Consider the following 8629-nt stretch of genomic DNA (forward strand, 5'->3'; position numbering starts at 1 on the left):
CGGGCGACCGCTAACTTTCACGGTCGAGGGGCGGGACGAAACGCAGTCGTCGGTGGAGGCGCGTGACCCGTGGACGCTGTTCCGCGGCGACAACATCTGGCGCGAGAACCCCGCCGTCACCGACGGTCGCTTCCGCTCCGCCGTGGCCTCCTTTCGCTTCGACACTCGCAACGACCGGGGCACGCCCTCCTCGGGCGTGTTGGTGACGGGCGAGTACGAGGTGGGAGAGGGCAAGGACATCACGGGCACGACGGACCCGACACTGGTCTGCATCGTCGCGCCATGCGTTCCGGCGGCGCTCGCCGACGGCAAACTGGGCTACCAGCGCGTCTTCTTCGACGCGCGCAGCTACCTGCGCGTCTCGCCGGCGGGTAGGCTCAACCTTCGGGTCGCCGGCGGCGGCCGGGTCGGCGGCGAAGCGCTGCCGCTGCAGCACCGCCTGTCGCTCGGCTATCCGGATCCGCTGCCCGGCTACAGGGTCCGGCAGTTCAGTTGCGGCGGTGAGCTCGTCGCAGGCGGGCCGGCGCTGTGCGACCGGGTCCTCGTGGGTCAGGTGGAGTTCCGCGCTCATCTCGGCTTCGACTTCGGGCCGGAATGGGCCAACGACTGGGGCGAGGACGACAACGACCGTTACGAGCCGTTCCACGTGACCGGCCCCGACGTGGTGGTGTTCGCGGACGCGGGGCGCGCCTGGATGGCGGGCCGCGGCCCCAACAAGATACCGCTGGACCGGCTGCCGGCGCTTTCGACGTTCAAGAGCGACATCGGCGTGGGGCTCGACCTGGGGCCGATCGGCTTCTACCTCGCGAAGGCGCTCGATCAGGCGGAACAGCCGGTGAGCTTCACGGTGCGCATGGGGCGGCGCTTCTAGCGGCGTGCGGCGTGGCGCGTGGCTGCTCTTCACTCTCCTGGCCGGCCTGGGCGGCGGCGCCCGCGCGCAGGAGGTTCGGCAGTCAGCGCGTAGCGCCGAGCCGCCGCGGCTCGTCATCGAACTTAACCGCAACGCCGGGGGCGAGCCGCTGCCGCCACTCGTTCGCGCGCTCCGTCTCATGGACGACGGCGTCTTCGACGCCGCGCTCCACAACGGCTTCCCCGTTCGCTACCACTTTCGCCTCGAGCTGTGGAGGGACCGCGGCCTGGTGGACAAGTTCGAGCGCGACGTCGCATGGGACGCGCTGGCGCGCCTCGATCCCCTGACCGGCGAGTACTCGCTGATCCGGAGCGGAGGCACGGAGGAGACCTTCACGACCGTCGAAGCGATGGGTCAGGCGCTCTCGACGGCGTTCACCGTGGATTTGTTACCCGAGGCCTCCTCGCGGGGTCATCGGTATTACTACGTGGCCTCGCTCGAGATCGAGTCGCTCTCGCTGTCGGAGCTGGAGGAAGTGGAGCGGTGGCTGCGGGGCGACCTGGGCCGCGCGATCTCGCGCCGCGGCGACGTGGGCGACGCGCTCGGCCGCGGCGCACGGCGGCTTCTGATCCGGTTCTCAGGATTGCCGCGAAGGAAACTGGAGGCGCGGACGGACACCTTCGACTACTGAAGTCGCGGGCCTCGGGAGGGCCGATGCGCGGAAAGCCGTTCCAGATCATGATCGTCGCCGGCCTGCTGGGCGGCTGCGAGGTTGGCCGCATCGTCCAGTGGCAGACCCCGAGCCCGGATGACCGGTCCGTGCCCGCCCCGCAACGGGAAGCCTACCGCGAGGACGCGGCTCGGCTCGCGCTCCGCCACCTGCTCCGGCTGGGAAGCGGGCCCGCCGACCAAGTCGAAATCCCCGACGAGCTGTCGAACGATCTCTACCAGCGCCTCGTTCTCGTCTACAACGCGCGCGACCTCGCCGCGCGCGATTCGGTCGTGGACCTCTACGCGGTCCACACCTTCCCATATCCGACGACGAGGAGCCTGCTCGTGTTCGTGGCGAAAGGGGCGGGCTGGCCCGATGCGTGGAGGCGGGGCGAGCCACGTACCGGCAACGACGCGGTCGACGGCCTGATGGTCCGCTACGGGCTCGACCTCGAGCGATGCACCGTGCTGATCGTCCTGCGGGGGGACATGTGCGTGCTCGCGGCGAGCCGGCCGCTCAACGTGGGCGCGCTCGCGCTCCTATTCGCGCGCGTCGAAGGGGTGGAATCTTCCGCCGCGAACGGGCCGGGCGGTGACGGCGACGATCTCGACGCGGCCCGCGAGTCGGATGCCTGGCGGCTGGAGTACACCGTGAAGTGGGGCGACTGCCTTGCCGGCTGCATCACGAGCCACCGCTGGACGTTCCGGGTGCGGGACGACGGGGTGGTCGAATACGTGGGGGGCGCGGGTCCGCCGCCGCCGCCGCCCGGAAACCGCGGGCCTTAGCTACCGTACTGCTTATCGATCTCCTGCCGGATCTGATCGAGCGTGGCGCCCTGGCCGTGCATCCGCGCGGCCAGCTCCACCTCTTCCATGCAGATGTCGCACGCCGAGCCGTGATCGGTCTCGAAGCAGGTGAGGAGCGAGCGGTGGTTGATGCTCTCCTTGCAGCCGCAGTGGCAGTAGAGGCCGTCGATCACCTGGGCATTCTGTGCCGCCGCGGTGTAGGCGCGGACGATAGGCTCGAAGTTCCAGTTCGACGCGGGGATCACCGTGGCGCCGTTGACATCGGGTCTCGGGTCAGGGTGACGCTGCGAGGCGGTTCCCATCTTCTGTGCGACGAGGACTCCACCCAGCGCAACGACGGCGACGGCGGTGATGATCCAGGGCAGGTTCTTGTTGTTCATCGGGCTTCCTTTCGTACCCCAAATTTTACCCGGACCCACCACTGAGGCAAAGTGCAGGCGTCGGGAGCCACGCCGGTGGGCCAAACCTACTAGCTGGAGCTTCGCATCGAAGGCAGCCTTAGGCCCTCGCTTTCTGTCGCATAATGTCCGATGATACGCTGGCCCAATTGGGACAGCGGCGGAATGGAGACGCTTGCGCCGGTGGTAAGCCCATGCCGTACAATTACGTAGGTAGGGCCCCCTGGTGGCATGTTGAGTGCTCTCTGTATAGTACGACTCGGAGCTGACAAGCGGGCACGATTCGCCCACAGCTCCCTGGACGACCGACGAGGATCACTCGACATGCGCAAACACTCATTCGCGCTTCTGATGCTTGGACTGGCGACCGGCGGCATTACCGCATGCGGCGACGACAACACCGGCCCCGGTAGCACCAGCGGCTTCGCCGCCATCCAGGCCGTGTTGACCGCGGAGGACTGCGGGAACTGCCATAACGGGAACAACTCGGTCTATCACGGCGGGTTCGAAATCAGCGGCACGCGCGCCACCGACTCCGCCACCGTTCAGAACTTCCTCAACTTTGAAGACCCCACTGCCTCGCCGCTCATCCAGCGGGTGCTGAACGGGAGCAGTCTGCTGCACCCGGTCCGGCCGTTCGCTTCCACGAGCGCCGACGATGCGCAGACGATCGTGCGGTACGTGCAGGCGCTGGCCCAGGCCGGCGCGTCGCGGACGCTCACGGCAGCGCTGGCGACCACGGCGCCGACGGTGGACGGCGTGGCGGAGGCCGCGTGGAACAGCGCCACCGCGCTCCTCATCCCGGTGCACGGAGGCTTCGCGGGCGCCATCACCGTGACCATGCGCGCGATGTACACGTCGAACCGAGTCTTCTTCCTGCTCCAGTGGGACGATCCGACCGAGTCGGTAGTGCGCTCGCCGTGGGAAAAGACCGCGAGCGGCTGGCTCAAGCGCACCGTCGCCCCGCCGCTCTTCGATAACAGCCGGCTGTCGCGCTGGCGGACGATGCCGGACAACTACTACTATGAAGACAAGCTCGCCATCATCTGGAACACGTCAGGCGCCAGCGCGATCGACGGCTTCGACGAGAACGGCTGCGCCGTCCTCTGCCACGTGGACCGGCCCGGCGACGCGCGGCCGCTCAAGTACACCAACGGCGTCGGCCAGACGGCAGACATGTGGCACTGGAAGCTGGTGCGGACCAACGTCGTGCACCGGCTCGACGACCAGTACGTGTACTGGAACCGCGCCCTCACCGTGAACTCTGGCGGCGGGCGCGCCGGTGATCCGGGTGGCGGCGAGTACAAGAGCAACGGTTCCGCCGTACCTTTGTTCATGTCTCCGAACCAGCCAGCGGCGCCGTACCACATGGTGGACTCGGCCACTGCGGTGCAGTGGGCCGCCGTCGGCCTCGCCATCGATCCCAACGACATCGCCACCGCGTTCGCTGACAACTTCGCGGTCGGCGACCTGATCGCCAACTCGATCACCACCCTGAAGCCGAACGTGGACCGGTCGGACGTGGAAGCCTACGGCGTCCATGCGGCCGGGAGATGGACGCTCGAAATCGTGCGCAACCTGACCACGACCTCCGTCGGCGCGATCCCGGCCGGCGGCACCTCCATAGTGCCTGTGGACGTGCAGTTCACGCCGGGGCAGAGCTACCGCTTCGGCGTAGCGGTCTTCGAGAACGCCCAGATCGAGCACAGCTGGTCGCCGGGCGTGTACACCCTGCGGTTCCAACAGTGACCGGCGCGAGGAGCCGACCCGTGAAGACACACCCAGTCACCATGCGTGCGCTCGCCGTCGCGGCGTCCGCCGGCCTGCTCGTCCTTGGGGCGTGCGTTGACGAAAACGGCGGCGGCAATACTAACCCCACGCTGGACGTCGCGTTCGTCGGGTACTCCAACCCGGACACCCGGCAGACGACCTGCGGCAACTGCCACATCTCGAAGCAGCGGAGTTGGCAGTTGACCGCCCATGCCGGGGCGTGGGCCGACCTCCAGGCGAGCGGTTTCGCGCAGGAGAGCTGCAACCCGTGCCACACGACCAACGGGTCGAGCAACCTGGCGCCGGACTCGGCCGGCTTCACCAGCGTAGCGGCGGACGCGAAGAAGTTCTATTACGACGTGCAGTGCGAAGCCTGCCACGGTCCGGGGGCCCAGCACATCACGGCGCCGGACGAGTCACAGCCGCTCACCACCATCACGGCGGCGGTGGGCCTCGATATCGGGTGCGGCACCTGCCACAGCAGCACCCACACACCATTCGTCGAGGAGTGGGCATCGTCGCGGCACGGCATTCTCAACTCTTACCCGGCTGGCCGCGGCCCTGACGCCGGCGGCTGCAATGCGTGCCATGAGGGGCGCACGGCGGCGAGGCGGTTCGACCCCGAGGCGCGATTCGCTGAGGACGGCGGCTCGACGCTCTACCCGATCACCTGCGCCGTCTGCCACGATCCGCACGGCGGTCCTAACAGCGGGCAGCTACGCCTGCCCATTGACGTGGCGGACGAAGAGGGCAACCTCTGCATGGCGTGCCATCACAAGCGCTCGGTCCCCGACCCGACCACGTCCCGCGGCGCCCACTCGCCGCAGGGTCCGATGCTGTTGGGTGAGGCGGGGTACGTCCCGCAGAACTTCGCCTACGACGCGACGCGGCAGGCCTCGACCCACGGGTCCGCGGCCAACCCGCGGCTCTGCGCCGGCTGCCACGTGGAGGCTTTCTCGACGACCGACGCGGTCACCGGCGATTTCATCGGCGTGACGGGTCACCGGTTCCTGCCGATCCCGTGCGTTGACGCCAACGGCGCGCCGACCGGCGCTACCGACTGTCCGGACACGGAGCGGCGGTTCGCGACCTGCGCGACGTCGGGCTGCCACGGCACCGAGAACGTGGCCCGTTCGGCGCGGCAGATCCTCGCCGGTCGCCTCCAGCTCTATCAGGACGTGCTGTGGAAGGACAAGGACAACGACGGCGCGCTCGACGCGCTCCCGACGGATTCGGGGCTGCTGGCGCAGGTCAAGCTGACGTCCCCGTGCGACTTCAGCTTTGCCACCACGGCGCCCACCGGCGCGTGCGCGGGAAATCCCATCGGGTCCACCATCATCACGGTCGGCGAGGGCGTGTGGTTCAACGCCGACATGATCCGGAACGGCGACGGCTCCAACGGGGTGCACAACCCGTTCTACGCCGAGGCGCTCCTGCTAGGCAGCACGCAGGCGCTGCGGGCGCGGTACACCTACCTGCCGCCGGCACCGCCGGCCGAACGGGCCCGTACCGCAGCCCGCGCGCAGGCGCTGGCGGTGAGCGCCCGGTAGAGAGGTCTACGATCCAGGGGTGCGCCGCGTCGCGCCGCCAGCGGCGTGCGCGGACGCACCCCGCAATCCCCATCAGTCGGCGGCGTTCCTCACGCGGAGTGGACCCGTGCCATCAGTGTTTCGCCTGGCGCTCTGCACGACATGGCTCGTGTCGGCGTCGATGGCCGGGGCGTTCACCCTTCCCGGACTGTCGGCGCAACAGCCCAGCCGCTGCGTCAGCTGCCACCAGACCCTGCCGGAAGCGTCCCAGGCGGGCCACGGGTTTTCCGCGTGGCTGGGTTCCGGGCACGCCACCGCCGGCGTGGGGTGCGAGGCGTGCCATGGTGGAGATCCCGCCGCCTCGGACAGGGTCGTGGCCCACCGGACCGTGGTCCGCTCCGGCGACCGTACGAGCCCGCTCTACTACACGCGGATCCCGGCCACCTGCGGGCGCTGTCACGCGGCGCAACTGGCGTACTTCCGGTCGAGCGTTCACTTCGCCCGCCTCGAGAGCGACGGCCGCGGCCCCAACTGCGTTACGTGCCACGGCGCCATGGCCACGTCCGTGCTGACCCCTGAGCAGGTCCTCGGCACCTGCTCCGCCTGCCACGTGGCGGGCGGGTCTGCTCCTGTGGACAAGGCGCGCGAGAGCGCGCCGGTGCTGTTCCTGGTGCGCTCGGAAGCCATTCTCTATCACGTGGTCTCCTCGGTCGCGACGCGGGCGCCTGCGGCGCGGGCCGCGCGCGCGCGGGCGTCGCTCGCCAGCGCGCAGCGCAACCTCAGCGCCGCCGCGGAGGTCTGGCACACCTTCAGGCTCGATTCCGCGTCCGCCCGACTCGCGGCGGCGCAGGCGGACGTCCTCAGTGCCTGGGCCGCGCTCGGCTACGCCGCGCCGCCGCCCCGCACCTCAGCGCGGCCGGCCACCCGCCAACGGCCATGAGCCACCACCCGCGCGGTCTGCCGCTCGCGTCGGTCGCACTCGGCGGGGTGCTGGCGGTGCTCCTTGCGTTCAGCCTCGGGGCACCGCGGCGCCTGGCGTCGCTGATCGGATCCGGAAAGGCCGAGCACCGTCTCGACGGACGGGTCACCCCCGGCGAGTACCGGTTCCAGTGGACGGACGACGCGAGCAAGCTGAGCTTCTCCTGGACGATCAGCGGCGATCGGCTGCTCGGGGCGATCACGACTCCGGACACCGGCTGGGTCGCCGTCGGGTTCGGCGGCCAGGGGCCGCTGATGTTCGGGGCCGACATCATCATGGGCGCAGTGGACGGCAGCGGCGCCCACCTCGGCGACCATTACGCCAACTCGCCCACTGACCAGGCAGCGGACACTACGTTGGGCGGGCGCAACGACGTGGCGACCGGGGCCGGCTTGCAGACGGCGGCGGGCACGACGATCGAGTTCGAGCGCTCCCTCGCGACGCACGACTCCACGGACCAGCCTATCGAAGCCGGCCAGACCCATGTGATCCTGGCTTCGGCCAGCGACGACGACTTCACGGTCTATCACTCGGGCGGCAGCAAGGCGGTCGCCCTGCTGGACCTGTTCAACGGGCCGCCAGCTGCGAGCGCGCACGCTGCGCTGCTGCCGGACCACCTCGACGAGGTGCAGATCTTCCTGGCCACGTGGGCGGCGCTGATGCTCATCATCGGCTTCCACGGGCTGGCGGCAGGCTGGATGGAGACCGGGCCCGGACCGGCCGCTGACACCGGCGCGCTGGACGTTGCGACCATCCTGTTCCCGGTCCTGATCCTGGTAGAACTGGTGGCGCTCGGCACCTTCGGGGTGGGGATCGTGGTCGCGGTGCCGGTGTGGGTGCTGGGGTTGGCGCTGGCGGTCGGCCTGCTGGCTCTCGCGGGAATCGTCGCGGCGTACAGCCGGGCGTTCGTGCCCCTCGAGGTCGTCAAGAAAGAGCGCGACGACGGGATCCCCTGGTGAGTCCTGCACGTCGGCTGACCGCTGCGAGGAGGAGCTGAATGGACCGCCGTCGTTTCGCGGACCTGTCGCTGAAGACCGGGATCGTCGCCGCCGTCGCGTCGGCGATTCCGGGACTCGTCACGCTGCGCGGGCGCACCCGGGCGTCGGCCAGCCGCACGATCGCCGAGGGCGACCGACTGGTGTTCGCGCTCGGTCAGAATGCCAACCAGCCGGTCACCGACGGGAGCTTCGTGCAGAACGAGGCGGTCCTGGCCTTTCCCGAGGGCAAGGCGGAAAACCACGACAACCTGGTGCTCGTGTGCAAGCTGAACCCGGCGATGATGGCCGAGCCGACGGACCTGAGCGGCGCCGTCGGCGGGATCGTCGCCTACAGCGCCCTGTGCACGCACCTGGGATGCACCGTGCGGTTCTCCGAAGAGCCGATGGACATGGCGCCCTTCCCGCACATCCACTGCCCCTGCCATGCGGCCTCGTTCGATCCGCACAAAGGCGCGATGGTGATGGGCGGGCCCGCCCCGCGGGCGCTGCCGCAGCTGCCCGTGCGCAAGAACGACGCGGGCGAGATCATCGTCACCGGACCGTTCTCCGGGCCGATCGGCGTGAAGGTCTAGGTAGTGTCCGTCGCC

Annotated in this window: 9 protein-coding genes; 8 read left to right on the forward strand and 1 reads right to left on the reverse strand. The window is 69.5% G+C overall.

Annotated elements, in window-relative coordinates:
- From Q8Q85_00200 to Q8Q85_00210, 3 genes are all read left to right on the forward strand, one after another.
- On the forward strand, positions 1–871 hold an 871-nt coding region (locus Q8Q85_00200; GenBank protein ID MDP3772669.1), incomplete at its 5' end, for a BamA/TamA family outer membrane protein.
- Between the two features lie 4 nt (positions 872–875).
- On the forward strand, positions 876–1541 hold the full coding sequence (locus Q8Q85_00205) for a hypothetical protein (GenBank protein MDP3772670.1): 666 nt from the start codon (positions 876–878) through the stop codon (positions 1539–1541).
- 23 nt (positions 1542–1564) lie between these two features.
- A complete protein-coding gene (locus tag Q8Q85_00210; protein ID MDP3772671.1) occupies positions 1565–2347 on the forward strand; it encodes a hypothetical protein in 783 nt (260 codons plus the stop codon).
- Here Q8Q85_00210 and Q8Q85_00215 read toward each other — a convergent pair.
- Positions 2344–2748 carry a CYCXC family (seleno)protein gene (locus tag Q8Q85_00215; protein ID MDP3772672.1) on the reverse strand — a complete coding sequence of 135 codons (405 nt, stop codon included), beginning with the start codon at positions 2746–2748 and terminating at the stop codon, positions 2344–2346. The two genes, Q8Q85_00210 and Q8Q85_00215, sit on opposite strands and share 4 nt — an antisense overlap.
- A gap of 369 nt (positions 2749–3117) precedes the next feature.
- On the opposite strand from Q8Q85_00215, the gene Q8Q85_00220 reads away from it, so the two are divergent.
- From Q8Q85_00220 to Q8Q85_00240, 5 genes are all read left to right on the forward strand, one after another.
- Positions 3118–4515, forward strand: a complete 1398-nt coding sequence (locus Q8Q85_00220; protein MDP3772673.1) for an ethylbenzene dehydrogenase-related protein — start codon at positions 3118–3120, stop codon at positions 4513–4515.
- Between the two features lie 20 nt (positions 4516–4535).
- Positions 4536–6086 (forward strand): cytochrome c3 family protein, encoded by a 1551-nt coding sequence (locus tag Q8Q85_00225; GenBank protein ID MDP3772674.1) that lies wholly within the window; start codon positions 4536–4538, stop codon positions 6084–6086.
- Between the two features lie 106 nt (positions 6087–6192).
- On the forward strand, positions 6193–7005 hold the full coding sequence (locus Q8Q85_00230) for a multiheme c-type cytochrome (GenBank protein MDP3772675.1): 813 nt from the start codon (positions 6193–6195) through the stop codon (positions 7003–7005).
- A complete protein-coding gene (locus Q8Q85_00235) occupies positions 7002–8003 on the forward strand; it encodes a DOMON domain-containing protein (GenBank protein MDP3772676.1) in 1002 nt (333 codons plus the stop codon). The genes Q8Q85_00230 and Q8Q85_00235 overlap by 4 nt, the downstream gene beginning before the upstream one ends.
- Positions 8004–8041: 38 nt before the next feature.
- Positions 8042–8614, forward strand: a complete 573-nt coding sequence (locus tag Q8Q85_00240) for a Rieske 2Fe-2S domain-containing protein (GenBank protein MDP3772677.1) — start codon at positions 8042–8044, stop codon at positions 8612–8614.
- Positions 8615–8629: the final 15 nt, after the last annotated feature.

It is taken from the genome of Gemmatimonadales bacterium, assembly GCA_030697825.1.
In the GTDB taxonomy this organism is placed as follows: domain Bacteria; phylum Gemmatimonadota; class Gemmatimonadetes; order Gemmatimonadales; family JACORV01; genus JACORV01.